This window comes from Enterococcus sp. AZ077 (assembly GCF_051714965.1).
GTDB lineage: Bacteria > Bacillota > Bacilli > Lactobacillales > Enterococcaceae > Enterococcus_B > Enterococcus_B hirae.
Window position 1 is genome coordinate 2058976 of record NZ_JBIOSX010000001.1, and the last position, 25790, is coordinate 2084765.

Here is a 25790-nt window from a genome sequence, read left to right on the forward strand (position 1 = left end):
AATTTAGTCAGTGTCACTCATTTTTCTCACTAACTACACAACCTTGTTTTTAATCGCTTCCATAAATCCATCTAACAAAAAAAGCGAGCTGAAATCAATCAGCCCGCTATGATTTGTCCAATGAAAACCCTATTTTTTCCCTTGGTTTTTCATTTGTTGCATCATCTGACGAATTTTCTTTTCAGATGGTTTTTGCCCCATTGACATCATCATTGATCGTAACATGTCCTCATTAACGGGAGGATTTTTTTCTAAATAATCTTTCATATATTTACGCGCAAAAAAGAATCCACCGATTGCGCCGATTAATAAAGCAATAACTGCGATAAGTACGACTATTCCTGTTTTTACCATATAAATCTCTCCTTTCTATTTCCGAATTGCTCTCAATGACTTATTTTACTAAAGTTTTCCCAAAAAAGAAAGGCGTTTTCTTTAGTTTTGGCTAAAAAGTTTATTTTACTGCTTTCCTATAACTTCGCCAAATAGAAGCTTAACCATATATTTTTTTTAGGCAAACCGAATAAATTGCTTTCAATTTTTTTGATGCAGGTGTAGAATGGTGTCGTGAAGAAAATGAGAGGTGATTTTTTTGAGTAATCAATTCCATAAACAAAAATTGATTGAACACACCAACGGCTTATCTTTAGCTGAAGTGAACGGAACAGTCAAAGTTCCTAAAGGGAAAAGTTTTTTTAAAACATTATTAGCTTATTCAGGTCCTGGCGCACTCGTTGCGGTAGGTTATATGGACCCAGGAAACTGGTCGACTTCTATTACAGGAGGTCAAAACTTTCAATATTTACTGATGTCAGTCATTCTTTTATCCAGCTTAGTCGCTATGCTTTTGCAATATATGGCAGCAAAACTAGGCATCGTTAGTCAAATGGATTTAGCCCAAGCCATCCGAGCCCGTACAAGTAAAACACTTGGTGTGATTTTGTGGGTGTTAACTGAATTGGCAATCATGGCAACCGATATTGCAGAAGTAATTGGGGCCGCCATTGCCCTTTATTTACTTTTTGATATTCCATTAGTAATTGCCGTATTTATTACTGTTTTTGATGTTTTTGTTTTATTGATGTTAACTAAGATTGGCTTTCGTAAAATTGAAGCGATCGTCGTTTGTTTGATCTTTGTCATTTTATTCGTTTTTGTCTACCAAGTGGCTTTGTCAAATCCCGACTGGAAACATTTATTTGCTGGCTTTGTTCCTAATAGCAAAACGTTTGCTGATTCACCGATGATTGGTGGTGAGACACCATTGACAGGTGCATTAGGAATCATTGGCGCAACTGTCATGCCTCATAATTTGTATCTCCATTCTGCAGTCTCACAAACGAGAGAAATCGATCGGAAAGACCCAACCGATATCGCTCGAGCTGTTCGTTTTACAACTTGGGATTCTAATATTCAATTAACTATGGCTTTTTTAGTCAATGCTTTACTTTTGATCATGGGCGTTGCAGTATTTAAAAATGGTTCTGTGCAAGACCCATCATTTTTTGGGCTTTACGAAGCATTGTCTAATCCTTCTGTTATGAGCAATGATGTATTGACCACTGTAGCAAAATCTGGCATTTTATCTACATTATTTGCTGTTGCCCTTTTAGCTTCTGGACAAAATTCTACGATTACTGGAACACTGACAGGACAAGTGATCATGGAAGGCTTTATCCACATGCGTATGCCGATTTGGTTACGTCGTTTGGTCACACGTCTCTTGTCTGTCATCCCTGTTTTACTCTGTGTCCTCTTTACCAGCACGAAAGGAACGATCGAAGAACATACTGCTTTGAATCATTTGATGAACGAATCTCAAGTATTCCTTGCATTTGCGCTTCCTTTTTCAATGATTCCATTATTGATGATGACAAATAGTGAAGTAGAGATGGGGAAACAATTTAAAAATAATCTATTCGTTAAATCTTTAGGCTGGATCTCCGTAATCAGTCTGACATTCTTGAATTTACGAGGGTTGCCTGGACAAATCGAAAGTTTCTTAGGTGATCAAGCAACTACCAATGAATTGATGTGGGCAGACAATGTGGCCTACTTGATTATCTTTGCTGTCTTAGCCTTATTGTGTTGGACGATCGTCGACTTGTATAAAGGGAACAAAAGATACGCAGAACGTTTGCAACAACTAACCGTCCAAGAAAATAACTAATAAAAAGATTAGATGATAAAAAAGTTGTTCCTTAAGTGTCCAACTTTAAAAAATAAGCCAAAGAATCCCGAAATGGTTACTCAGGGAAATTCTTCGGCTTATTTTAATTCGTATAACTACATTCAACAACTTTTATGTCCATTTGTTGAAATGTCTTCGTGAAGCAAATGAATCACGTTTTTTACTACTAATATCATGTAGGTTTTGCACAGATCCTACAATCAAAACTTTAAGGTTTCATTTGTTTATTCATTCACTGCTGCTAATAATTCTGGGAAAGCTTCTGGATCAAAGTGTTTTTCTTTTAACATAGCAATTTCTTTTCCATATGGTGCATAGGCCGTTTTTTTCTCTTTCCCTACATAAGGGGTTTCTAAGATTTTGGCAATATCTGAAAACATCGGTTCATGTACGATTTCTTTCAGTGCATCAAAACCGATCGTCCCGAAACCAATATTAGCATGACGATCCTTATGTGACCCTTGAGGATTCTTCGAGTCATTGATGTGTAACACTTTCAATCGATCCAAGCCGATTACTTTATCAAATTCTGTCATGACACCTGAAAAATCATGACACACGTCATAGCCTGCATCGTTCGTATGACAAGTATCAAATGTCACAGACAATTTTTCATTCAAAGTCACGCCATCAATGATCTGCGCTAATTCTTCAAATGTCCGACCGACTTCCGTCCCTTTACCAGCCATTGTCTCTAAAGCAATTTGTGCAGTCTGTTCTTTCGTCAAAACTTCATTCAACCCTTCAATGATTTTGGCAATACCTGCTGCGGCACCTGCACCGACATGGGCACCTGGATGTAAAGTGATCTGGGTTGCTCCTAAAGCCTCCGCTCGGACGATCTCTTCTCTTAAAAATTGAACCGCAAAAGGAAACATCTCCGGTTTAATCGTATTTCCCAAATTAATAATATAAGGTGCATGAACCACTATATCAGATAATCCATGTTCCTTCATATACGCTTTCCCCGCTTCGATATTCATGTCTTCAATTGCTTTACGTCTAGTATTTTGCGGTGCTCCAGTATAAATCATAAAGGTTGAAGCACCGTAACTTGCAGCTTCTTCTGCTGCCCCTAATAGCATTTTTTTCCCACTCATGCTTACGTGTGACCCTAATAACATAAAATTCTTCCTCTCCATAAAAAGTGAGTCAATGATCGAAATCCTTATCAAGCCATATTCCATTCATTGATAATCACTCTAAATAAGCTAATCTTTTTCTATTTTAACTGAACATATAGTGAAAGGAAAGTTTACGACTCGAAAACCGGTCTAGTGCTTTAAGTTTCTCGTTCACTCTATCATTCAGAAAAAGAAAGTTGAAATAATCCTTATAAAAATCACCATATCTGTTTTTTTGTTCCATTATTTGCTATAATTAGCGAAATAAAACTATTAGTTGAGGTGAACCCTTTTGCCACGTAAAGATACTCGGAAAAAGCAACATCGAAGGAAAAAGCAAAAATGGTTGGGATTAAACATCGCTTTTGGTGTCTTCCAATCACTGACTACTTTTATCGTCGTCCTTCTTCTGCTACTGGCAGCCCTTGGTGTTGGTATCGGAGCTGGTTATTTTGCCTATCTTGTTGAAGATACCGAAATACCATCCAAAGCAACCCTGCAATCAGAGCTTGGCAACATTACAGAAACATCTAAACTTGTTTATGCTGACAATTCTGAAATATCAAAGATCCAAACTGATTTAATGCGGACAGCCGTTCCTTCAGATCAAATTTCGCCTTTATTGAAAACTGCAATCATTAGTACTGAAGATGAGTATTTTGAGCGACATAACGGCTATGTACCAAAAGCTGTTTTGCGTGCTTTATTTTCTGAAGCAACTGGTATCGGTTCTTCCGGTGGTTCCACGTTGACTCAACAGTTAGTCAAACAACAAATCTTAACTGATGAAACAACATTCAAGCGAAAAGCAAATGAAATTTTATTAGCAGCACAAGTCGAGAAACACTTTTCCAAGAATGAAATTATTTCTATGTATCTAAATGTTTCTCCCTTTGGTCGAAACAATAAAGGACAAAATATCGCTGGTGTACAAGAAGCAGCGAAAGGAATCTTTGGTGTTAATGCCAAAGATGTCAACTTACCACAAGCTGCCTTTATCGCAGGCTTGCCACAAAGTCCGATCACTTATAGTCCTTACACAAATACTGGGAGTTTAAAAGAAGACCTTTCAGCAGGATTGAATCGAAAAGATGTGGTTCTATTCAGCATGTATCGTGAAAATAAAATCACAAAACAACAATATGAAGAAGCGAAAGCTTATGATCTCACGAAAGATTTCTTACCACAACAGATTGCTGAACAAAGTGATCGTGAGTTTCTATATTATACCGTTATGGGTGAAGCCACAGAGATCATCACTAAACAATTAGCTGAAAAAGATGATGCAGATTTATCTGATAGTTCAGTCTATGATGCCTACTATCAAAAAGCACAACAAACGATCCAAAACAAAGGTTATACGATCCATTCAACGATCGATAAAAATGTTTATGCGGCAATGCAAGAAGCAGCAAAAAGTTATGGTCATCTATTAGACGATGGCAAAGCCACACAAGTTGAGACAGGAAATGTCTTGATGGATAATAAAACTGGTCGTATCTATGGTTTTGTTGGTGGTAGAAATTATCTACAAAACCAAAATAATCATGCTTTTGACACCCAAAGACAAGCTGGGTCTTCGATTAAACCAGTACTCGTGTATGGTCCAGCCATCGATATGGGGCTCGTAGGATCAGAATCACGTGTTTCTGATTACGCAACTACCTGGCAAGAAGGAAGTAACGCAGGAGAAAAAATCGTCAATGCAACGAATGAAGGTTCTAATACCTTCCAAACGATTCGAGAATCTTTGGAATGGTCTAACAATATCCCTGCCTATCATTTATATCAGGATGTTTTAGAAAATGGTGGTTCTAAACAATATGCTTATGAAAATTACTTGGCAAAAATGAATTATCCAACCAATGATAATTGGGGTGTTGAGTCTGCGCCGTTGGGAACCGTTGATGTAACGACTTTGGAACAAACCAATGGCTTCCAAGCTTTGGCTAATGGCGGGGTCTATCAAGAAGGTTATTTGATTGATTCAATTACTGATAACTCAGGAAACGTCATCTACAAACATGAGGAAAAACCTGTAAGAGTGTATTCTGAAGCTACAGCATCAATTATGAATGATATGATGCGTAGTGTAATCACTGCGAAAATCACGACACCTTTTAAAGATGATATTACTGCTTTAAATCATGAACTGGGACAAGCGGATTGGATCGGCAAAACAGGTTCAACAAATGACTACCGTGATTCTTGGCTGATTGTTTCAACGCCATCTATTACGATCAGTAGTTGGGCAGGTCACGATGACAACACTGGAATGGACTCAAGAGCCCGATTACGTTCTTCTAGCTATTTAGCCAATCTCATTAATCAAGTATACCAAGCAAATCCAGCGGTGTTCGGGACAAAGGATAAATTTGAATTATCTTCTGATGTCTCCAAGAAAAAAGTAGCATCCTTTACAGGACAACTTCCTGGTAAAGTTACTGTTGATAAGAAAACCATCGAAACGCCAAGTCAGACAGTTGAATCGCTTTGGGCAAAAAATGGTCCAAAAAAATCAACATTCAAGTTTGGTGTCGGTGGAACGGATGAAAACTATAAAAACTATTGGGGAACTGCTTCATCCTTTGCTCGAGCGCATCCAGCAAAAAAAGAAAATGATAAAGAAAAAGAATAACTCAGACTTTGTCAAATAATATTGATGAAACGTACCAACATTATTTGACAAAGGACCTAAAAAAACAGTCGCCAATTATGGCGACTGTTTTTATCTTGTTAATTTTTCAGTAGCGCCCATACGCTTTTTTTCTTGCTGTTTGACTAAGTTCATTGCTTTATTCCTTTTTTGATCCACTGTTTGCTGTTGATGAGTATTTTTATCTGTAGTCGGTGAATATTTAGACTGATTTAGATCATTGATAGCAGGTTTGCTTTTTTCTTTTTCATATGTGACTGGTTCCCATACCCCAATTTCAAACCACAGCGGGTTCGTTTCACTTGATTTCTTTAGGTTATCTGACTGTTGGTCATTTCCATTGATATTCATTGAGGGCTCAGCTTTTTCTAAATATAGGCTGGTTCCTTCTTTGAATTTAGGAGCAGTCAAGCTTTTAAATGTGCTAGGGTTAAAACTATTTAGATCATTGGTAGCAGGTTTGCTTTTTTCTTTTTCATGTATGACTGGTTCCCATACCCCAATTTCAAACCACAGCGGGTTCGTTTCACTTGATTTCTTTAGGTTATCTGACTGTTGGTCATTTCCATCGATATTCATCGAGGGCTCAGCTTTTTCTAAATATAGGCTGGTTCCTTCTTTGAATTTAGGAGCAGTCAAGCTTTTAAATGTGCTAGAGTTAAAACTATTTAGATCATTGGTAGCAAGGTTGCTTTTTTCTTTTTCATGTATGACTGGTTCCCATACCCCAATTTCAAACCACAGCGGGTTCGTTTCACTTGATTTCTTTAGGTTATCTGACTGTTGGTCATTTCCATCGATATTCATCGAGGGCTCAGCTTTTTCTAAATATAGGCTGGTTCCTTCTTTGAATTTAGGAGCAGTCAAGCTTTTAAATGTGCTAGAGTTAAAACTATTTAGATCATTGGTAGCAAGGTTGCTTTTTTCTTTTTCATGTATGACTGGTTCCCATACCCCAATTTCAAACCACAGCGGGTTCGTTTCACTTGATTTCTTTAGGTTATCTGACTGTTGGTCATTTCCATCGATATTCATCGAGGGCTCAGCTTTTTCTAAAGGTAGGCTTGCATCATCTTTGTCTTTTCCTTTAAAGTCACCTGATTGCCGGTTATCCCCTTCTTTGACAGTCATCACTTGCTTACTTTCGATTTCCCTACAATAATCGCTATTGTTTTCTCTATTTGGCTCTTCAGGACTTTGCATTTTACTTTCATCTTTATTCCAATTGGTTCTTTCGCTACTGTTCGTTTGTACTTCTATCCATACTTGTGGGTCATGCTGTTTTTGTTTCTCTTCTTCCAAACGTATGCTGTCAACCCTTTTTTGATTACGTTCCTTTGAAGCTTCACGTCCTTTTCTCCTTTTGTTGACAGGGTCTAATAACTCAATAGATTGATTGTTTTGAAATTGGAAGACTGTATCATTTTCCATGCTTTTTTTCAAAATATCGTTAAAATTGTCTCTAAACCGTCCATATATTTGACTTACTTTCCTACTAATGCTAACTAAAATAGCATCGATTTTACTGTCAGACAATTCACTTTTTTTCAAAGTAGAAAGATATTCAAAAGAATAACTCTCCGTATGTAAACCTATATGTTTTGCTAAGATATAACCAATCGCTTCTGATTTAAAATATTCTAATTGGTCTGGATAATCGGTACTAGTCCCTCTTGTCTTATGTATGGCTGAACGCATAAAGTTACTCAATGTTTGTTTATCATTCATCCCTGATTGAATCTCGATTGGCATACTTTTAAATTGGTTAATACTTTGGAACAAAATTTGGTAGAGAGATGAATCAACTGTTTGATTCCCTACATAGTATGCTGGTCTGGGTATTTCTTGCTTTTCCGCTAATTCACTAACATCGAAAACCTGTACTAGAAAAGAGGCTGTTAGTTTACTTTTTGTTTCTTTGTCGAAACGTACTTCTGTATGGTCTCTATAAAGTGCCTCTGGACCCAGTTTTAATTTTTTTTCTAGTTTCTTCCATTCCTGAGCCTCGAGAGCCAATTGGACATCTGGTTTTTGGGCGATCAGGTTTTGGGTTATTTTTGAGTGTTGCCAAGGAAGATGCGCTGTAACAGATAAAAACTTAATAAAATTATCCTCTTCTAGAAAAGTTGAAAGTTGTTTTTTTCGATACGTTTCAATCCCTTCCCTATCCCCCCGTTTATTCAAGCTTTGTATACTTTTATCGTCTATTTCCTCATTAAACCTAAGATTTAGTATATATTCAACTCCTTCTGGAAATAAGTCAATTGAGTTAACCAACTTATTACCACGTTCATTAATATGATGTGCCATACTTACAAAATAATAAAATTTTTCTATGATCTTTTCTTTATTTTCTTCTATAAACGGACGATATAATTCCATTCCCGGATCCTTAGTTACTATTACCAGTGAAGAATCAAGATACAAGGAATGATTAAAAACAAAACCTGGAGTACAGCGACGATTGTTCTTGTACTTCTCTTCCATTACTGGCAATGGATATACAAACTCTGTAAAAATTTTCTCTGTAAAAGATTTAATAGGAATATACCAATTTCTCCTATTTCTTTCCAATGCAAGATATGTCCTATTTAAATTTTCTAATGTTATTTCTTTGTACTTTGAAGTTTTTAACTCATCGTAAACATCAGGAAGCAGTTTCACAAAATAAATATCTGACATTTATAACTTCTCCTTACAATTTAGATTTTCTCTTCTGATAGAGATTCCATTTCATTATACGGAATAAAAAGCTAAAATTTGTCCAAGTTTTTACAAAAAAAATAAATAGTTGTTCTTGTTAACTAGCTAAAAGCTTCAACGAATGTTTACTTATTTCAATCACTAAATCTTTTTTAGAAGTTAAAACGAGAGTGGGACAATAGTTCTTTCTCAATCGTTGGCGATTTGGAAATTATAACCTGGTTTGCGCTGTCCATTTCGCATATAACCGTCTTTCATCCACATAAAGGTGGTAACAGTTAATGTTCTACATTTCGTGGTAAAGTTGTTTGGCTGATGGTATAATTTTTAAACATAAAGCACACTCCTTTGATTTTTGTTTAAGCACTTTAATCATACAAGGTTGTGCTTTTTATGTACCTTAAAATCAAAAAAATGGGGAAATAATCAGATTTTTTTCTGACTATTGTCCCACTCTCGTTTTTATCTGGTTATGGTTTTAAAGAAGCTTTTTTATCTTGCCACTGTTCTACGCCCGGATACTCCATTTTTTTTCTGCCGATTGTTTTTATTTGCTTTTTCCTGAGCTATCCTTTGCCATTGCGGAATGAATTTATCTGTAGTCAATGAATTTAGACTGTTAGTATCTACTTTTTCTAAAGTGCTTTTGTTGCTTTTGTTGCTTTTTTTACTTCCTTTTTTTGTAACTGTTTCCCAAGTCATTTCTTCCGGCTCACTTTGATCCGCTTGATGATCTGTCTGCTGATATTTTCCATTAATAGTCGTCGAAAGTTTAGATTCAGTTCGGTTGGTATCCTCAGCTTTTTTCAAAGATAGGCTTTCACCTTCTTTGGCTTTCATGTCAAACAAGCTTGCAAAGGTTCTAGGGGTAGAAGATTCTTGATGCTCTGTCTGCGGGTTAATTCTATTAATAGTCGTCGAATGTTCAGATTTATTTCGATTGGTATCCTCAGCTTTACTCAAAGGTAGACTTGCACCTTCTTTGGCTTTAAGGATAATCGATCTTTCAAAAGTTCTAAGTTTAGAACTCTTTAAATCATTGGTAACAACATTTTCTGAAGTACTTGTGTTACTTCCTTTACTTGTGTCTTTTTCCAAAGTTCCTTTCTCAAACCATTGTTGATTCGCTTCTCCGTATTTCACTAGATTATCTAGCTGATTGTTTCTTTCTGTGCTTGAGTTCTCTTTCCAAGATCTCTCTTTAACTTCTTGTTGCTTAGTACCATTTGATCCTTTAATATGAACTGTCTGTTGCTCATTTCCCTTAATATCCATCGAGAGTTCATTTTTTTTTATGCTGGCACCCTCAGCTTTTTCCAAAGATATTTTGACTTCAGGTCTAATCAATCCTTTAGAGTCGCCTGATAGCTGGTGGTTCCCTTCTTTGACTTTCCTCACGTGTTTACTTTCGATTTCCCACCAATACTCGCTATTATATTCGCTATTTTGCCCTTCAGAATTTTGTATTTTACTCTCATATATATTCGGATGGATTCTTTTACTCTTTTTAGTTTTAACTTCTGTCCAAGTTTGTGGATCACGCTGCTGTTTTTCTCCTACTTTCAAACGTTTGTCGCTAAACTTTTTTTTACTATTTTCAATCAAAGCTTCACGTCTTTTTTTCCCTTTATTGACGGGGTCTAATATCTCTATAGATTGATTGTTTTGAAGTTGGGTAACTTTATTCTTTTCGTTACTTTTATTCAAAATAATATTAAATTTTTCTCTAAAGTCATTATATGTTTTATTTACTTCTGAACTAATGCTCTCTAAAATATTATCTATTGTAGTTTCAGACAATTTATTCTGCCTCAAAGTAGAAAGATATTCAAAAGAATAACTCTCCGTAGATAATCCTAAATGTTTTGCTAAGGTATAACCGACCGCTTCTGATTTAAAATATTCTAAATGGTCTTGATCACCGATACTAGTCCATCTTCTCTTATGTATGGCTGAACGCAATAAGATACTCAATTTTTCTTTATCATTCATTCCCGATTGTATCTCGATTGACCTACTTGTAAGTCCTCTGATACTTTGGAATAAAATTTTATAGAGAAATGAATCAACTGTTTGATCTCCTACGTAGTAAGCAGGTCTAGGTATTTCTTGATTTTCCTTTAATTCACTAACATCAAAAACCTGTACTTGAAAATAATCTGTTGGTTTAGAGTTTGTTTTTTTTTTGAAAACTTCTCCTGTATATGCTCTAAGGAGGGATTCCGGACACAGATTTAGTTTTTTTTCAAGTTTCTTCCATTCCCAAGCCTGAAGAGCCAATTGGACGTCTGGTTTTTGGGCGATCAAGATTTGGATTATGCTTGAATCTTGCCAAGGAAGATGAGATTTAACAGATAAAAACTTAATAAAATAATCTTCTTCTAGAAAATTTGGAAGTTGTTTTTCTCGATATGCTTCAATCCCTTTTATATCACCTCGTTTGCTCAAATTTTGTATACTTTTATCACTTATTCCCTCATTAAACTTAAGATTGCATATTTCCTCTATTTCTTTTAGAAATAATTCAAGCGTTCCGGTCTTTTTATCGTATACACAATGATTATAATATCCTCTTAGATAATGATAAAAAGCGTCCTTAATTTTTTCCAAATTTTTTTCTATAAACGGTAGGTATAAATCAGCTATCTCTTCACTTTTTATCTTTACTTCTATTACATCTGAAGAGGAAAGATTTAAGGACTGATAGAAAACTAATCCCGGAGAAACAAGATGAGGGTCCTCCTCCAATATTGGCAAAAAAAATACAGAATCTGAATGTTTTGTACTTGTATGAGCTTTAAAAGGAATATACCAATTTCTTTCATTTTGTTCGAACGCAAGATACATTCTTGTTTCTTTATTTAATATCCTATTTTTAGTTTCCTTTGAAGTTATTAAATCATTGTAAACTTCAGGGCGTAGTTTTACAAAATAAAAATCTGACATATACAGTAACTCCTGGCATTTTAGATTTTCTCTTCTGATAGAGATTCCATTTCATTATACGGAATAAAAAGCTAAAATTTGTCCAAATTTTTACAAAAAAATAAATAGTTGTTCTTGTTAACTAGCTAAAAGCTTCAACGAATGTTTACTTATTTCAATCACTGAATCTTTTTAGAGGTTAAAAACACTCCACTAGCATCATCTAGTGGAGTGTTAATCACTTATTATTTCGTCGATCCTTTTTCTTCAATTCCATAAGGTAAGATAATTGTTTTTTCTTCAACTTCTTCTTTATTCATCATTTTTGTTAATAGACGCATTGAAACGGCACCTAAATCATACAATGGTTGTGTGATACTTGTTAGGCGTGGACGTGCAACTTCTGTTAACAATGAGTTATTACTTGTAATGATCTCAAATTCTTCCGGTACTTTCACACCCTTATCTAAAAGTCCATCTAAAATACCGATAGCTAATTCATCATCTGAAACATAAACAGCTGTTGCGCCACTGTTATGAATGCGATCAACTAGGGTTAATCCGTCTTTAAAGTTATACTCTGCTTCAAAGATCAAACCTTCGCTGTAAGGTAAATTATTTTCTTTAAGTGCTTCTTTATATCCTTTCAAGCGATTTTGACCATTGATTGGATCAATCAATGCCCCACTGACAAAGGCAATTTTTTTATTGCCATTCTTAGCTAATTTATTGACAGCATCCTTAGTTGCTGAAGTGTAATCGATATTCACACTTCCAACTTGTTCATCAGGGTCAATTGAGCCAGCCAATACTACAGGAGTCTTAGATCGAGAAAACTCACCACGGATTTCATCAGTGATATGATGTCCCATGAAGATCACGCCATCTACTTGTTTTGCTAACAAGTTATTTAATACATTTACTTCTTTTTGATCATTGCCGTCTGAATTTGCTAAAATGATGTTGTATTTGTACATTGTAGCAACATCATCGATCCCACGTGCTAAAGAAGCAAAAAACATATTGCTGACATCTGGAATGATTACCCCTACTGTCGTTGTCTTCTTACTTGCTAGCCCACGTGCAACAGCATTCGGACGATAGTCCAATCGATCAATGACTTCTAACACTTTTTTTCTAGTCGCAGGTTTGACATTCGGATTCCCGTTAACGACACGTGAAACAGTAGCCATCGAAACATTTGCCTCTCTCGCTACATCATAAATAGTAATTGTTTGCTTTTCCATTCTTGCTCTCCTGTTCATTTTTATATGTTTTCTGAAAATACGCTTTACATTTCTAAAACAGGATAACAAATAATACTCAAAATTGCAACCGTTTTACTACCGCTTTCATGAAAATAATTCATTTTTTCACTTTTATACGTTGGTCTTTGAAACATTAAGTGGTACAATTATCTAATAATTCAATAAATTAGAAAGAAGGATGCCAAAATGAATAACGTAAAAATCAACGAATTACGTAAATGGATGGCTCAAAATCAAGTGGATCTTGCCTATATTAGTGATCCAGGACACATCGCTTATTTTTCAGGATACGAAAGTGAACCCCATGAACGTGTCTTAGCACTATTTATCCCACTTGAACAGGATCCTTTTTTATTCACTCCGGCTTTAGAAGTTGAAGATGCACAAAACAGTGCATGGTCTTTTGATGTTCGTGGCTATTTAGACAGCGAAAATCCTTGGGAAATCATTGGGAAAGAAATTCGTCACCGTTATGGTCAGCCTGGAAATATCGGAATCGAAAAAAATGCGTTAACCGTTGATCGTTTCGATGCCATTTCAGATGTTCTAACTGGTTCTGACAACTTTACTGATTTAACAGCAATCATTCAACGTCTCCAATTAATCAAAACACTGGAAGAAAAAGACCAATTACTTGCTGCTGGTAAATGGGCAGATGTTGCCTTTGAAATCGGCTTTAAGGCAGTAAAAGAAGGTGTTACTGAGCAAGCAATCATTGCAGAAATCGAATACCAACTAAAAAAACAAGGTGTTTCGCAAATGTCGTTTGACACGCTCGTTTTAGCTGGTAAAAACGCAGCAAGCCCCCACGGTGCTCCAGGCAGCACAAAAATTTCGCCTAATGAACTTGTTTTGTTTGATTTAGGTGTTGTTTGGGATGGTTATTGCAGCGATGCTACTCGAACTGTAGCCTATAAAAAACCAACTGAATTTCAGGAAAAAATTTATCAAATCACACTTGAGGCACAATTAGCTGCCCAAGCAGCTGTACGTCCCGGCGTAACGGCTGCCGAACTAGATCAAATTGCAAGAAATGTAATCAATAGCTATGGCTATGGCGAATACTTCAATCATCGTCTAGGTCACGGAATCGGAACCACTGTCCATGAATTTCCTTCCCTTGTAGCAGGTAATGATTTAGTCATCGAAGAAGGCATGTGCTTCTCCCTTGAACCAGGAATCTATATCCCTGATCAAGTAGGTGTTCGAATCGAAGACTGTGTCTACGTGACAAAAGACGGGTGTATTCCATTTACAACTACGCCAAAAGAATTATTGGTTATTGAATAAGGTTGTGAGAAGAGCGACTTGATCGGAGCGGTAAGGATGAAAATCTCGAAACAGCTTCCCATGTTTTGAGATTTTTTGACTTATCGCCGAAGATCAGCTCTTTGAACACCGTGGATTAGGTCGTGAAAGAAGCGGTTAACTCCGAACGAATAAGCGATGATTTTTTAAAATAGCTTCTCATATTTTAGAAAATTATCGTTTATTGTTGAGGAGTTGCTTCTTGAACGCCGTTTATCACTTCTACATCTATTAATGAGTCTAAGGGCGACTGTTAGTCCTAGACTCATTTTTTTCTTATCTTCAACCTCACTAATCGTTGTTGAGCCATTCATACCAAAGAGCTCTGGTTACCATTAGATTTTACGAATTTTTCTGATCATTCTGGTCCTTTTATAGTGTCTTCACTCTCATGGTAATAAGCATGCTATCAAGTGATTATGCAAATTAGCCCTTTACATTATGTATTATTCTAGTAATTATCAAACAAAAAAATATCAAAGCTAGGAAACTTTGCTAGCTTTGATATTCATCACTTGTTCCGTTCGATTAACCAAAATCGAGATAGCATCTATTGATTATTTACAAAAAATAGAAATTGCCTATTTTCCATTGTCAGTAAATGTATCTTTTAAATCTTCTTTTTTAGCTTTTACGTCTTCTTTAGCCATATCTGCCATTGCTTGCGCATCTTTTGCGACTGGTTTTGCTTCAGCAATGCCTTCTTTTACTGTTTGTCCAGCTTCACCTGCAGCATCTTTCGCATTGATCATCATATCTTCAGATGCATCTTTAACTGTTTCATTCATTTGTCCGACTGGCTTTTTAAGCTCATCTGCTGATTTCTTGAAGCGATGAGAAAGATCTTCTGATTGTTCTTTTAATGTTAATAAAATGTCTTCAGACTCATCTTCGACATCATTGGCAGAATGATTGACTTTATTTTTCACGCTACCAGCTAAGTCACCAGCTTGTTGGGATAGATCTTGCGCTTTTTCTTTTGCGATGTCTGTTAATGTCGCTGATTTTTCTTTTGCCATATCCGTGTAGTCTGAAGCCATATCAAGTAAATCATCTGCTTGTGCAGCAAGTTCATCGCGTAGTTCTTTTCCTGACTTTGGTGCTAATAATAATGCTGCGACTGCTGCTGCTGTCCCACCAATAACTGCTCCTAGTAAAAATCCACCTTTTTTTGCCATAATTAAATTCCTCCAGTCTTTTCTGTATGTTTTTTATTTTTGAAAAACTTTAAAGCTGTGCCACCAACTTTTCCAGCCACGGTAGCTTTAGCTGTTGTACGCCCAATCCCACCAACTTTGGTTACGATATTTTTACTTGATGTATTCAATTCTGACACGCTTTCACTTAAATCCGCGATAGCTGTAAATAATGGATCAATCGTTTCTACTTTCCCATTGATGTCTAAAAGCAATTCATTACTTTTGACTAGTAAACCTTCCACCTGTCTTGACAAAAGATCGACATCTTTGGTGACGACTTCAATCGTCGTATTTGCTTCTGCCACTGTTTGATCCACTTTTTCTAATGTTTTTGATAATTGTAACAATACTCTTATGATAAAAACAACGAGGACTGCAAATGCGATGGCCGCAATCAGCCCAGCAATTTCTCCGCCTGTCATACTCGAACTCCCTTCTGATACTCTTTCTATAAGCATAGCATTTTCGCATTTTTTAAACAAATAAAAAATAGCAAAGCTTCAACTACTTTTTTTGGATAAGAGCAGTTGAAGCTTTCATTGCTAAAAAATTTATTTTTTCAGCTCATCTTTTGATTCAATTTTTTTGTTGTCTTTTTTTGGTACCATTGTTTGATCTGCTTCTAATTGTTTCCCTAGCTCTTTGATATATTCTTTTAATGGTTCGCCGACTTCTGGATGAGTCAAGCCGTATTCAATACTGGTTTTCATGAAACCAAACTTGTCACCAACATCATAGCGTTTGCCTGTAAAGTTACGAGCAAATACTCGTTGTGTTTTATTCAATGTATCAATCGCATCTGTCAGTTGGATCTCATTCCCAGCACCTGGTTGTTGTTCTGCCAAAACATCAAAGATTTCAGGAGTTAATAAATAGCGTCCAATAATAGCTAAATTACTTGGTGCTTTACTTGGGTCTGGTTTTTCAACGAAGTTTTTAACATTGAACAATCCTTCTTCTAATTCTTCACCAGGATTAATAATTCCGTATTTAGACGTATCTTTTTGTGGCACTTCCATCACTGCGATCGTTGATGCATGTGTCCGCTCATAGTCATCAATCAATTGTTGTGTCAAAGGTACTTCATCTTCCATGATATCATCACCTAACATCACAACAAAAGGTTCATTACCGATAAAAGCACGGGCTTGTAATACAGCATGTCCTAACCCTTTTGGATGAGATTGACGAATGAAGTGTAGATTTACATCAGTTGTTTCTTCAACCAACTTCAATAATTCTGTTTTCCCTTTTTCACTCAAATTCGTTTCTAACTCGATATTTGAATCAAAATGGTCTTCGATTGGTCGTTTTGCTTTCCCAGTGACGATCAAAATGTCTTCGATCCCTGATTTAAGTGCTTCTTCTACGATAAATTGAATCGTTGGTTTGTCAACGATTGGAAGCATTTCTTTTGCCATCGCTTTTGTTGCAGGTAAAAATCTTGTTCCTAAACCTGCTGCTGGAATAACTGCCTTTTTTACTTTCATTTGTCATCTCTCCTCTAAAAAATTAATCGTGAAAATTCATTTTCTTTTTTTCCATCTCGCAACATGATTTCTCTTGCCGCAATTTGTACATTTTTATTTTCATAAAGTACTTCATAAATTGTTTGAGTGATTGGCATGTCTACACCTACTTGCTGAGCAAGTTCTTTTGCGGCTTTTGTCGTATGGACACCTTCCACAACCATCCCCATATTTTCCAATACTTCTGACAGTTCATGCCCTTTACCTAACAAATTGCCCGCTCGCCAATTTCGCGAATGGATACTAGTACAAGTAACGATCAAATCGCCCACACCACTAAGACCAATAAAAGTCAATGGGTTGGCACCCATGGCAACACCTAAACGACTGATTTCAGCTAAACCTCTAGTCATAATAGCAGCTTTTGCATTATCCCCAAAACCTAATCCGTGGATGGCTCCTGCACCAAGAGCAATAATATTTTTCAATGCAGCCCCCATTTCAACCCCAATCACATCAGGGTTGGTATAAATCCTAAAATAATGATTCATGAATAACTTTTGGACAAAGGAAGCTGTTTTTTGATCTGTGCTAGCAGCTGTGATCGTAGTAATGTCATGATTTGCTACTTCTTCTGCGTGACTCGGACCAGATAAAACAGCAATGGATTGACGTTTGTCACTCGGGATCTCTTCTAAAAGAATTTCTGAGATCCGTTTGTGTGTTTCTTGTTCTAGACCCTTGCTTGCGTGGATGATTACAGGCTTGGTATTCAATTTAGTGACCACCTCTTGTGCTACAGAGCGAATGGCTCGTGTCGGAATCACGAATAACAAGGCATCAATATCTTGAACTGCCTGTTCCAACTCACTAAAACCACGGATTGACGTTGACAAATGATAGTCGGGTAAATATTTTTGATTGGTGTGTTGTTGGTTGATCTCGTCTATTTGCGATTGACGATGTCCCCATAGGCGAACATCATGTCCATTTTCAGCAAGAACTTGCGCAAGAGCTGTCCCCCATGAGCCAGCTCCTAAGACTGCCACCCTATATTTCATTTTACCACTCCTGCTATTTTTTTCATTTTTTTAGCTCTGTAAATTAGATAATCATTTGATTTTTACCAAAAGTGCGATCGTAATCTGGTAGATTTCCTTTTTTTCTACGCCAGATAAACAGAATAATTGTCCCAACGAATAAAAAGGCTGACAACAATTGGGAGATACGAATAACACCTAAGAAGTATAAACTATCTGTCCGTAATCCTTCGATAAAAAAGCGCCCGAAGCTGTACCACATCACATAAACAAGTAAAACTTCTCCTTTTTTCAGTAAATGCTTTTTGTTTCTTAAAAATAGGAGTAGGATAAAGCCAATCAAACTCCAAACGGATTCATATAAAAAGGTAGGTTGACGATAAAAACCTTCAATGTACATATTATCAATTATGAATCTTGGGATATGAAGATTTTCTAAAAAGATTCTCGTCGTGACAGGGCCATAAGCTTCATGATTCATAAAATTTCCCCAGCGCCCAATTGCTTGAGCGAGTAGGACACTTGGTGCTGCTATATCTAAAAATGTCCACATGGAAATAAAGTGGTATTTGGTAAAGAAGTATAAAGTAATGGCACCTGCGATTAATCCACCATAAATAGCTAACCCGCCAGAACGGATATTGAATATTTGAATAGGATCAGCTATATATTGTGGTAAATCAAATAAAATATAGTACAACCGTGCGCCAATAATTGAAAGTGGCAATCCCCACAACATAAAATCAGTGACATCCTCAGATTTTAAGCCAACTCGTACGGCTTCACGGCTACTTAGCCACATGGCAATAATTATTCCCGATACAATGATCAAAGCATACCAATAGATTGGTATTCCTAAAAGATTGAACGCTACCCGATCGATTTGCGCTATCATGTTTCCACTCCTTGCTATTGTGCCCCTGAATTTTCTTCGATCAGACGACTTAATCTTTCTTCAAACGTTTTTGTTGCATCAAATCCCATCGTTTTTGCTCGGAAATTCATTGCTGCAACTTCGATGATGATGGCCACGTTTCGTCCAGTTTTGACAGGTATTTTTATTTGTGGAATCCCCACTTCTGCAATTTCCACAGAAGTATCTTCAGAACCTAGTCGATCATATTTTTTGTCCTTCGCCCAGGCTTCTAAATAAACGGCTAACTGCACTTGCATTGAACCACGGACAGCACTTGCTCCAAACAAGTTCATGACATCAATGATTCCGATCCCTCTGATCTCTATCAAGTGTTCTAAGATTTTTGGTGGTTCACCAATGACTGTCAGTTCATCTTGTTGATAAACATCTACTCGGTCATCAGCAATCAGGCGATGACCACGTTTGATTAATTCTAATGCGGTTTCACTCTTACCAATTCCGCTATCCCCTTGAATGAGTACACCTAACCCATAAACATCGACTAGCACACCATGAACGCTCGTTCTAGGAGCTAAACGACCATCTAAATAACTAGATAATTCTCCAAGCAAACGGGATGTGGAGATTGGTGAACGTAAGACAGCCATACCGTATTCGTTGGCTGCTTGAATCATTTCTTCAGAAGCTGGAAGCCCCCGAGAAATAATGAATGCTGGCATATCCTCACTGCACAATCTTCTCATGATCATCAGTCTTTCTTCCGGCATCATCCGTTCAGCAAAGCTAATCTCTTTGCTCCCAAATAATTGTAAACGATCATGTGAATAATAATTAAAATAACCGGTCAATTCTAAACCAGGTCTTGAGATGTCACCAGTTACGATAACACGCTCCAAACTCTTTTCATCACCAGTCACTATTTCTAATGATAATTTTTCTACTAATTGGCTTACTTTTACAACTTCTGCCATTCGTGCTACCTCATTTCTATTAGAGTGTTCCTTCCCATTTTATCATTGTCTGACAAAAAGTACTACCAAATAAAAAAAACGTTTTTATTTTAAATTCACTTTTTTTATAAAACAAAGCAAAAAGGTACAACCAGGGAATTTAAGACATTTCCCATGGATGTACCCTTTTAGTCATTATCGATTGTTCACGTTTACCTTCTACTATTGTGTTCACTGACAATCATATTCACCACTGACATGATCACAGCAATCAAAAAAGCTGAACCAAAGGAAGCAAAATTAAAATTAGATGCTCCAACAAAAAAGGAAGTCATCTTCAAGATTGCCGCATTGATGACAAATGTGAACAAGCCCAGTGTCACTAAAGTGAATGGTAGTGATAAAATTGTTAGAATAGGTTTAATGAACATATTCAAGATGGACAATACGAAACTTGCTAAAATAGCTGTCCAAATACTATCTACATAAATCATCGTCGGAAAAATCACTGCCAGAGAGATGAACGTCAACGTATTCACGATGAGGCGCTGAAGATAAGACATTAGAAGTCACTCCATTCGTCATCATTGACCTTTTCCGCCTCTTTACGTTTTTTTGTTTGTTCATGATGATAATTATTATTTTGATAATATTGGTTTTCATGCCCATAACGAGTCTGTTTGTTTCGTCCAGAAGGGATGAGCAAAGCCAATAAAATATATAAGATAACTGGACTTCCAAATGCCACTAAGCTTAGGAATACATAGATCACACGAACTACCGTTGGATCAATTCCAAGATATTCTGCGATCCCAGCTAATGTACCAGTCAAAACAATATTTTTATTTGATTTTGTCAATTTTCTTTTCATTTTACTTTCACCTCTGTTCTATTCATTTTAATGGAAGAAAAAGAGTGTGACAATAGATAAACTGTTCATTCTCACTACACTTTTTCTCCAAAGATTTTTGCTTTTCCTCGTTAAAGGAACGAATGACCAAGTATCATCGTTTAATAGTGAACGTACATCCCACTTATCAATCCTGCTTTCGATTGTTAGAATAAGCTAACTCACCGGTTGATTACTTTATTGATCCGTATCTTTTAAATAAATACTACCAGTCGTAGTCGATAATTGGATTCTAGCTACTTCATTTTCAGAGAGACGACGGAACTGTAGTAATTGATTGGTCCGTTCTTTTTTTTCACGGATTACTTCATAATCAGTCAGGCGGCTGTTGATGCTGCCTAAACTTGTTTTCGCATTACCTTCCATGCCAATTCCTGTTGGTAAAGCTACTTTGACATTGCCATTGACTGAACTTGCTTCAATTTTTTTCAAATGTTCTTCTTTCATTGTCAACCGTACATCCCCATTAACGAGAGAAACGGAAAGATTTTCAGGGGTTGTTCCTACAGTGACCGTACCATTCACTGTTTCGATGATCGAATCTAAGATTGCACCTGATTGAACATCGATATTCCCATTAACGCCTTCAATTTCAAGCATGGTTGCTTGTAATTTTTGAATGACGATATTTCCATTTGTCGATTTGGTGTACACATCTTTACCTTCTAAGTCGTTAATCGTAATATTCCCATTTAACAATTTGATTGCTGTATGGTCATATACTCGTTTTGGTAAATAAAAGACTAGATCCGCACGTACACGTTTATTTGGAATTTGGAATGAGACATGCTCATCATTGACTTCAATTTGACTACGTTCTAAGAATGCCTCGAATGGTTCTGCATTCATTTTACCGTATAATTTGATTTTAGCTTCAACTTTCACATCTTCACTTTCCCAAGTTTTCAATGTGACATTTCCGTTTGCAGCTTTGATATCAAGAATACTTGCTGCAGGTGCTTCATAATAAAATTCGTGTTCAAATTTTGTCGTTGCGATACCTGGTACACGGAGATTGACATCTTTCCATTCCATGTTTTCATTAACTGTTTCCGATACCGTTTGGAATGTCTTCCGCAAAAACTTGCCTAGCTGAGAACCAGCTTCAGACATTTTTTCTCCAACTTGGTTCAATGTATCGTTGGCTTGTTCTTTCCAGTCATCCGGTAACTCAAATTTATCAGCAATTGTTTCTTTCTTTTCTGTCCATTGGTTTTTGCGAATATCTTTTAATTCTGCTTCTAGTTTCAATTGTTCTTCTGTTAATTGTTCACTCGCAGCTTCTAATTCCTTGATCTCAGATTCAAGAGTCTTTCTTTGGAGAAGCTCATCTTCTGTTAGTTCATCCAATTCTTCTTTGGTATTCAGCTGCATCAATGTTTCCTGTTTGTCATTGCGTGCCGCTTTATTTTGTGCTAACTTTTCATTCACTTCGTCTAAATGAGCTGACGTTTGATTTGCTTGTGTTGCTAGCTCATCTAAGATACGTTCCAAATTTTCTTGATCTTCTTTTTCGTTTTGTTTTGGATCGGCATTAAAATGGATTTCTTCTGATGTGCCATTTTCCAATTCATCGATCAATTGAGTTGCTTGATCTTTTTCTTTATGACTAGCAGTTACTTTATCTGCTTCTTTTGCGATTTGCTTTTCATCTTTCTCAGTTGCCATGCTTTCTAATAAATCTAAGCCCTCTTCAGTGGAAAGGATCCCTTTTTTAACTAAGTCTAAAATACGTTCTCTTTCTTTCATGGAAATTGCCTCCTTAAGCAAATATAGTTTGCAAGCTTTTCCTTACATTCATATTATGCACGGAATGGAAGAAAAAGTCATAGGACTTAAGTTGTAACTTTTTCTCCAACTTGAGTTACTGAACGATTTACTTCCCATTGAACCAGCCAATAATGCTTTAAAAACAATATTTCTTTCCCTTTTTATGGCAAGAAATATTGTTTTCTAATTTTTTATGAATTATGTATGAATATTATGGATATTAAAAAAGCAATTGGATAAATGACCATAAATAGCGTATAACACGAAACAGGATAACTAGTAAAAATATATTTCCGACAATAAAACGTCCCATATTACCAATGCTTTCTTTTAAATTACTAAATGTAAACCGACGCAAAAAACGTGGCATTGAATGATAGCCGTTTCGCTTCAAACGAAACTTTTCTTCATAGGTTAGTTCAAGCATATCATAATAAACAATTTGAAGTGGTTCACGCGGAAAAAAGGACTTGGAGAATCCAACCATCAATGTATACTGTTTATTCCTTGACGGCAAATTACGCATACCAGTTTTGTTAATCCTGACACTCTTGTCTTCAAGATCATTATAGCTATACTCTGCTTCTTGGATCTTAACGATTTTTGCTTCTGGTTGATTTATCTCTAGATATTTTTGATAGACCTCTGGAAATTTTTGTTTTTGCAGATAAAGATAAATACCTCCCCCAGCAATGATTATCATCAGTAAAACATTATAAAGCAAATGTTCCTGAAAGATGCCTGTATAAGCCAGAACAATCACGAGTACGAATGCTAAGATTAGAATTCGCTTCCAATAATAACTTTGATACATTCTTTTGATTGTCCGCTCATAATAAGCAAAATCTTGCTCAACAAATTTCATCTTCTTTCACTCCTTTTCATCTCTATGCTCTTATTATAATTGAACGAGTTGAAAAAACAAAGACTAGTCGCTGAATTTCGATTATACAAATGACAATTAGTCTTGACCTTTTTCTCTCAGAGAAGTCAGCAATATTCACTCTAAGTCTTCAAGTTACAAAAAAACCGAAGAATTCCTAGGATATTTCCTATTTTGGAATTTTTCGGCTTATTTCTTATAACTCACACGTTGATCGTTACTTTCCAATCTTCAAGAGTTAGAAAATTTCGTTGTGATTTGAGTTTAATTCGGTGATTTTTCCTGTAGCTAGATACACGATCCATTCACAAATATTCGTTACATAATCGCCAATCCGTTCTAAGTAGCTGGCAACATTTAGATAATCTGTCCCACTGATGACTGTTTCTGGATCAGACTGCATATTTTTGATCGTTGCATTGTAGATGCGATTGAAATAATCATTGACCCGTTGATCCATATTTGCGATCGTTCGAGCATCTTTTTCATCCGTTTTGACGTAAGCAACCAACACATTGTCCACCATTTTTTTGACATAATCAGACATATCAGAGATTTCTTTTTCGATCTCTGGGATTCTGGTTTGACCTTTCACACGGATCGTTGATTTGGCAACTGAAACCGCATGATCTGCCATTCGTTCCAAATCAGAACTAGCTTTCATCACGGTAATAATCATCCGTAAGTCTGTAGTCACTGGTTGTTGCAAAGCAATCATTTCAAAACTTTTTTTCTCTAAACGTGTTTCCATGTCGTTGATTTTAATATCATTTTCGATCACTTCTTGAGCAAGTGCTTTATCATGTTTGATATAAGAACGAACTGATTTATGCACTGCACTACTTACCATCATCCCCATCTCATAAAATTGATTATGAAGGTTAAGTAGTTCTTCTTCAAACTGTGTACGTAACATTTCGTTTCCTCCTTATCCAAATCGCCCTGAGATATAGTCTTCCGTTTCTTGTTTTTCTGGAGTCATAAAGATTTTTTTCGTATCATTGAACTCAATTAAATTCCCATCTAAGAAAAAGGCTGTTTTATCAGAAATCCGTGAAGCTTGTGACATATTATGCGTAACTATAATCATAGTATATCTTTCCTTTAATTCCAAGAGCATGCTTTCAATTTTCCCAGTAGAAACAGGATCAAGCGCACTAGTTGGCTCATCTAACAAAATAATTTCTGGATTGACGGCTAACACTCTTGCAATGCATACCCGTTGTTGTTGACCACCTGATAAGGATAAGGCACTTTTATGCAGTTTGTCTTTGACATCATCCCACACAGATGCAGCCTTTAAACTTTCTTCGACTACTTGATCAAGGACTTTTTTATCTTTTTCGCCTTTTAGTTTTAACCCATAGATCACATTTTCGTAAATCGAAAAGGGAAAAGGATTTGGTTGTTGGAAGACCATTCCAATTTCTTTACGCAATTCAACAATGTCCGTTTTAGGGCCATAGATATCTTTTCCTTTATACAGGACACTTCCAGTGATCGTCACACTCGGTATCAAATCATTCATTCGATTCAATGAGCGTAGATAAGTTGATTTACCACAGCCAGAAGGACCAATCATCGCTGTGATTTCGCCTTGATTGAAGCTTAGATCGATTCCTTTTAATGCTTCTTTTTTTCCATAATATAAGTGAAGATCTTTTGATGAGATAATTTCTTTTGTCATAACGAATCCTCCGTCTTACCCAAAATGACCCGATACATAATCTTCGGTCGCTTTAATTTTTGGTCTAGTAAATATCTTATTCGTTTTATCGTATTCGATCGCTTTTCCTAAGTAGAAAAAGGCAGTATAGTCACTGATACGAGCTGCTTGTTGCATGTTATGGGTCACAATGATGATCGTGTAATCATCTTTTAGATTCACCAATGTTTCTTCTACTGTCCCAGTAGAAATCGGATCAAGTGCGCTGGCTGGTTCATCTAATAACAAGATATCCGGTTTCATCGCAATCGCACGTGCAATACATAAACGTTGTTGTTGACCACCTGACAAGGCTAAAGCACTTTTATCCAGGCTATCTTTTACTTGATCCCATAATGCTGCTTGTTTCAAGCTGGTCTCAACGATCTCATCTAATTTCTTCTTGTTCTTTTCGCCATGTTGCTTCAATGCAAACGTGATATTTTCATAGATTGATTTACTAAATGGATTTGGTCGTTGGAAAACCATTCCGATTCGCTTACGCATCTCATAGACATCAATTTGTGGTGCATTGATATCGACATCTTTGTACATGATTTTACCAGTCACCTTAGTATTTGCGATCCCATCATTCATCCGATTCAACGAACGTAAATAAGTAGACTTACCACAGCCAGAAGGACCGATTAAAGCTGTGATCTTATTCTTTTCAAATTCCAGATCAACACCTTTGATCGCTTCGTTGTCACCGTACCAAACATGAAGATCATCTGTATAAAGGGCAATTTCTTTTTCTTGACCCATTGTGATGATATTTCTTTCATTCCAATTATATTCTTTCATCTTACTTC

21 protein-coding genes are annotated in these 25790 nt (G+C 36.3%); 3 read left to right on the forward strand and 18 right to left on the reverse strand.

The window, feature by feature from the left end:
* Positions 1–129: 129 nt before the first annotated feature.
* Positions 130–354: a YneF family protein gene (locus IGL28_RS09570; RefSeq protein ID WP_010718542.1), complete on the reverse strand. Its 225-nt coding sequence runs from the start codon at positions 352–354 to the stop codon at positions 130–132.
* Between the two features lie 238 nt (positions 355–592).
* Here IGL28_RS09570 and IGL28_RS09575 point away from each other — a divergent pair, with 238 nt between their 5' ends.
* Positions 593–2170 (forward strand): Nramp family divalent metal transporter, encoded by a 1578-nt coding sequence (locus IGL28_RS09575; RefSeq protein ID WP_081128035.1) that lies wholly within the window; start codon positions 593–595, stop codon positions 2168–2170.
* Between the two features lie 245 nt (positions 2171–2415).
* Here the strand turns inward: IGL28_RS09575 and IGL28_RS09580 are convergent, their stop codons facing one another.
* Positions 2416–3315, reverse strand: a complete 900-nt coding sequence (locus tag IGL28_RS09580) for a deoxyribonuclease IV (protein ID WP_081128037.1) — start codon at positions 3313–3315, stop codon at positions 2416–2418.
* Between the two features lie 292 nt (positions 3316–3607).
* Here IGL28_RS09580 and IGL28_RS09585 point away from each other — a divergent pair, with 292 nt between their 5' ends.
* Entirely contained in the window at positions 3608–5953 is a 2346-nt protein-coding gene (locus IGL28_RS09585) for a transglycosylase domain-containing protein (protein ID WP_081128039.1), read from the forward strand.
* Positions 5954–6043: 90 nt separating this feature from the next.
* On the opposite strand, the gene IGL28_RS09590 is transcribed toward IGL28_RS09585, so the two are convergent.
* The 3 genes from IGL28_RS09590 to ccpA all read right to left on the reverse strand — a co-directional run bounded on the left by IGL28_RS09590 (position 6044) and on the right by ccpA (position 12846).
* Positions 6044–8653, reverse strand: a complete 2610-nt coding sequence (locus IGL28_RS09590; protein WP_438743589.1) for a hypothetical protein — start codon at positions 8651–8653, stop codon at positions 6044–6046.
* Between the two features lie 513 nt (positions 8654–9166).
* The gene (locus IGL28_RS09595; RefSeq protein WP_376115878.1) at positions 9167–11620 is read right to left on the reverse strand and encodes a hypothetical protein; all 2454 of its coding nucleotides are present in this window, start codon (positions 11618–11620) and stop codon (positions 9167–9169) included.
* Positions 11621–11844: 224 nt separating this feature from the next.
* Positions 11845–12846, reverse strand: coding sequence for a catabolite control protein A (gene ccpA, locus IGL28_RS09600; protein ID WP_010718548.1), 1002 nt, complete (start codon positions 12844–12846; stop codon positions 11845–11847).
* A gap of 207 nt (positions 12847–13053) precedes the next feature.
* Here ccpA and IGL28_RS09605 point away from each other — a divergent pair, with 207 nt between their 5' ends.
* Complete coding sequence (locus tag IGL28_RS09605) at positions 13054–14157, forward strand: M24 family metallopeptidase (protein ID WP_010737965.1); 1104 nt, start codon at positions 13054–13056, stop codon at positions 14155–14157.
* 599 nt (positions 14158–14756) lie between these two features.
* Here the strand turns inward: IGL28_RS09605 and IGL28_RS09610 are convergent.
* The 13 genes from IGL28_RS09610 to pstB (IGL28_RS09670) all read right to left on the reverse strand — a co-directional run bounded on the left by IGL28_RS09610 (position 14757) and on the right by pstB (IGL28_RS09670) (position 25782).
* A complete protein-coding gene (locus IGL28_RS09610) occupies positions 14757–15353 on the reverse strand; it encodes a YtxH domain-containing protein (RefSeq protein WP_034699167.1) in 597 nt (198 codons plus the stop codon).
* 2 nt (positions 15354–15355) lie between these two features.
* Positions 15356–15796: a DUF948 domain-containing protein gene (locus tag IGL28_RS09615; protein WP_010718552.1), complete on the reverse strand. Its 441-nt coding sequence runs from the start codon at positions 15794–15796 to the stop codon at positions 15356–15358.
* A 129-nt stretch (positions 15797–15925) separates the two neighbouring features.
* Positions 15926–16864 carry a UTP--glucose-1-phosphate uridylyltransferase GalU gene (gene galU, locus IGL28_RS09620; protein WP_010718553.1) on the reverse strand — a complete coding sequence of 313 codons (939 nt, stop codon included), beginning with the start codon at positions 16862–16864 and terminating at the stop codon, positions 15926–15928.
* 14 nt (positions 16865–16878) lie between these two features.
* Entirely contained in the window at positions 16879–17904 is a 1026-nt protein-coding gene (locus IGL28_RS09625; protein ID WP_081128057.1) for an NAD(P)H-dependent glycerol-3-phosphate dehydrogenase, read from the reverse strand.
* A 43-nt stretch (positions 17905–17947) separates the two neighbouring features.
* Positions 17948–18778: a prolipoprotein diacylglyceryl transferase gene (gene lgt / locus IGL28_RS09630; protein WP_010718555.1), complete on the reverse strand. Its 831-nt coding sequence runs from the start codon at positions 18776–18778 to the stop codon at positions 17948–17950.
* Between the two features lie 14 nt (positions 18779–18792).
* Entirely contained in the window at positions 18793–19731 is a 939-nt protein-coding gene (gene hprK, locus IGL28_RS09635; RefSeq protein WP_010718556.1) for an HPr(Ser) kinase/phosphatase, read from the reverse strand.
* A 191-nt stretch (positions 19732–19922) separates the two neighbouring features.
* A complete protein-coding gene (locus IGL28_RS09640) occupies positions 19923–20273 on the reverse strand; it encodes a phage holin family protein (RefSeq protein ID WP_010737969.1) in 351 nt (116 codons plus the stop codon).
* Positions 20273–20581 (reverse strand): PspC domain-containing protein, encoded by a 309-nt coding sequence (locus IGL28_RS09645; protein WP_010718558.1) that lies wholly within the window; start codon positions 20579–20581, stop codon positions 20273–20275. Before IGL28_RS09645 ends, IGL28_RS09640 begins: the two co-directional genes overlap by 1 nt.
* Before the next feature lie 216 nt (positions 20582–20797).
* Positions 20798–22369, reverse strand: a complete 1572-nt coding sequence (gene liaX, locus IGL28_RS09650; RefSeq protein ID WP_010737970.1) for a daptomycin-sensing surface protein LiaX — start codon at positions 22367–22369, stop codon at positions 20798–20800.
* A gap of 241 nt (positions 22370–22610) precedes the next feature.
* Positions 22611–23255 (reverse strand): hypothetical protein, encoded by a 645-nt coding sequence (locus tag IGL28_RS09655; RefSeq protein ID WP_034699165.1) that lies wholly within the window; start codon positions 23253–23255, stop codon positions 22611–22613.
* A gap of 256 nt (positions 23256–23511) precedes the next feature.
* Entirely contained in the window at positions 23512–24189 is a 678-nt protein-coding gene (gene phoU / locus IGL28_RS09660; protein ID WP_010718561.1) for a phosphate signaling complex protein PhoU, read from the reverse strand.
* A 12-nt stretch (positions 24190–24201) separates the two neighbouring features.
* A complete protein-coding gene (gene pstB / locus IGL28_RS09665; RefSeq protein ID WP_010718562.1) occupies positions 24202–24960 on the reverse strand; it encodes a phosphate ABC transporter ATP-binding protein PstB in 759 nt (252 codons plus the stop codon).
* Between the two features lie 15 nt (positions 24961–24975).
* Positions 24976–25782 carry a phosphate ABC transporter ATP-binding protein PstB gene (gene pstB / locus IGL28_RS09670; RefSeq protein WP_010718563.1) on the reverse strand — a complete coding sequence of 269 codons (807 nt, stop codon included), beginning with the start codon at positions 25780–25782 and terminating at the stop codon, positions 24976–24978.
* Positions 25783–25790 lie beyond the last annotated feature (8 nt).

Bases quoted from the DNA above. Each gene is read 5' to 3' on its own strand.
- IGL28_RS09590 (WP_438743589.1), bottom strand. From the start codon at position 8,653: ATGTCAGATATTTATTTTGTGAAACTGCTTCCTGATGTTTACGATGAG.
- IGL28_RS09645 (WP_010718558.1), bottom strand. From the start codon at position 20,581: ATGAAAAGAAAATTGACAAAATCAAATAAAAATATTGTTTTGACTGGT.
- phoU (WP_010718561.1), bottom strand. From the start codon at position 24,189: ATGTTACGTACACAGTTTGAAGAAGAACTACTTAACCTTCATAATCAA.
- liaX (WP_010737970.1), bottom strand. From the start codon at position 22,369: ATGAAAGAAAGAGAACGTATTTTAGACTTAGTTAAAAAAGGGATCCTT.
- IGL28_RS09595 (WP_376115878.1), bottom strand. From the start codon at position 11,620: ATGTCAGATTTTTATTTTGTAAAACTACGCCCTGAAGTTTACAATGAT.
- pstB (WP_010718562.1), bottom strand. From the start codon at position 24,960: ATGACAAAAGAAATTATCTCATCAAAAGATCTTCACTTATATTATGGA.
- lgt (WP_010718555.1), bottom strand. From the start codon at position 18,778: ATGATAGCGCAAATCGATCGGGTAGCGTTCAATCTTTTAGGAATACCA.
- IGL28_RS09605 (WP_010737965.1), top strand. From the start codon at position 13,054: ATGAATAACGTAAAAATCAACGAATTACGTAAATGGATGGCTCAAAAT.
- IGL28_RS09655 (WP_034699165.1), bottom strand. From the start codon at position 23,255: ATGAAATTTGTTGAGCAAGATTTTGCTTATTATGAGCGGACAATCAAA.
- galU (WP_010718553.1), bottom strand. From the start codon at position 16,864: ATGAAAGTAAAAAAGGCAGTTATTCCAGCAGCAGGTTTAGGAACAAGA.
- IGL28_RS09570 (WP_010718542.1), bottom strand. From the start codon at position 354: ATGGTAAAAACAGGAATAGTCGTACTTATCGCAGTTATTGCTTTATTA.
- pstB (WP_010718563.1), bottom strand. From the start codon at position 25,782: ATGAAAGAATATAATTGGAATGAAAGAAATATCATCACAATGGGTCAA.
- ccpA (WP_010718548.1), bottom strand. From the start codon at position 12,846: ATGGAAAAGCAAACAATTACTATTTATGATGTAGCGAGAGAGGCAAAT.
- IGL28_RS09625 (WP_081128057.1), bottom strand. From the start codon at position 17,904: ATGAAATATAGGGTGGCAGTCTTAGGAGCTGGCTCATGGGGGACAGCT.
- IGL28_RS09610 (WP_034699167.1), bottom strand. From the start codon at position 15,353: ATGGCAAAAAAAGGTGGATTTTTACTAGGAGCAGTTATTGGTGGGACA.
- IGL28_RS09615 (WP_010718552.1), bottom strand. From the start codon at position 15,796: ATGACAGGCGGAGAAATTGCTGGGCTGATTGCGGCCATCGCATTTGCA.
- IGL28_RS09640 (WP_010737969.1), bottom strand. From the start codon at position 20,273: ATGTCTTATCTTCAGCGCCTCATCGTGAATACGTTGACGTTCATCTCT.
- IGL28_RS09580 (WP_081128037.1), bottom strand. From the start codon at position 3,315: ATGTTATTAGGGTCACACGTAAGCATGAGTGGGAAAAAAATGCTATTA.
- hprK (WP_010718556.1), bottom strand. From the start codon at position 19,731: ATGGCAGAAGTTGTAAAAGTAAGCCAATTAGTAGAAAAATTATCATTA.